This is a genomic window from Burkholderia sp. DN3021 (genome assembly GCF_049805555.1).
GTDB lineage: Bacteria > Pseudomonadota > Gammaproteobacteria > Burkholderiales > Burkholderiaceae > Burkholderia > Burkholderia pyrrocinia_C.
Map to the genome: position 1 here is coordinate 1 of NZ_JBNCAB010000227.1, position 1,342 is coordinate 1,342.

General features: G+C 57.5%; 2 protein-coding genes. One reads left to right on the forward strand and one right to left on the reverse strand.

From position 1 onward, the window contains the following. Positions 1–141 precede the first annotated feature (141 nt). The gene (locus ACPUER_RS36715) at positions 142–312 is read left to right on the forward strand and encodes a hypothetical protein (protein WP_425133576.1); all 171 of its coding nucleotides are present in this window, start codon (positions 142–144) and stop codon (positions 310–312) included. A gap of 794 nt (positions 313–1,106) precedes the next feature. On the opposite strand, the gene ACPUER_RS36720 is transcribed toward ACPUER_RS36715, so the two are convergent. Beyond that, on the reverse strand, positions 1,107–1,342 hold a 236-nt coding region (locus ACPUER_RS36720), incomplete at its 5' end, for a hypothetical protein (protein ID WP_425133575.1).

Sequence of the window (1,342 nt, forward strand, 5' to 3'; positions counted from 1 at the left end):
CGAACAGACTCACCTTGATCATCTTCACATCCTCATCCCTGCGGCCTCAGTGGCATCATGCCAGCGTCCGAACGGTTTTTCGAGGTGCCCTAACGTATCCTGCGCGCCGCAGTAGCCCGGACATTCGGACACGAATTCGCCGTGAACTTCCTTCTCGTGCTTGGCGCGTTCGAGCGCGACCAGCAGCTGACCATCCGCCTCCGACCGACGCGCGGTCAAGATTTCACGCGCTTATTACCATCACAAAATACGTATCATTTGATACATCTCGTCATCTTCATGGCTGAACAAATCGGCACGCGCCGTTTTTGAGAGGGTTTCCTGTCCTCAAGCGCACGACGCCGTGAAACATCAGAGAAAAAGGCCTAGTCAACTCGTCGGAATGCCTTTCCGGGACTGGATTTCAGACTTGTGACGGTTGATCTCCTGTGTTTCACGGAAGGGCTCGCCGATTGGTGCTCATGCACGTGACATTTCAGACTTTCTCTTCCGTCGCGCGGCATTTCTGAGTTTCGCTTCGTGGCCCACGAAAGCGAAAGTTATGACGCCACCGAGGTGAACCCTCACCTCGCCAACCACTGGCCACCGAAAAGTGCTGCAACGTTCCTTTCAACGCATGGCGATTCCTTTCGGTCCCACAGGATCTTTGACTTTCGCTTCGCGCTTTACCGAAGTGAAAGTCGCGAGGAATCACGATGCGGCCAACGGAAGCCACCTTCATTTTTACTTCTCCCCTGCGGACGGTTCGTCAAGTTTCGCGCGGCGTTCTCGGCGGCACCCGCCACCACAATCGGTACCTGCCAGATTTGGCCGCTCTGCCGGCGCTCAGTCGTTGGCGGCAAGCATGAAAAAATCCCGACTGCGCCGGATTTGCATTCCCACTGCTCGATCCAAATCTTGCATGCGTGCCACGCACCTTTCCCGCCTGCGTCGACTCATTGCGAGCATGGACCGATCGCCTTACAATACCGAAAGAAGTAAGGAGGTGTCATGTTCGAAGCAACGCTCACCAGCAAGGGCACTCACGCTACCTGCCGGGATCCGGGGCGCGCTCGGCCTCGCGACCGGCGCGCGGATCATTTTTACGCCGCTCGACGACAACACGGTCATCCTGCGCGCCAAAACCCGGAGCCTGCGCAATCTGTAGGGCGCGCTACCATCAACCACAAGCGTGCCAACTGACGCCATGCGGATGGGCGACGCCTGATGCCCAGTCTCGATACAAACGTCTTGGTGCGTTGGCTGACCAACGTGTCGATGGCGGTTGAAATCCGCGCTTTTCCGGCGGCGTCAGAGGGTGGCGGCACGGCGCGCGCATAAAAATAGCAATTGCGGATACGGC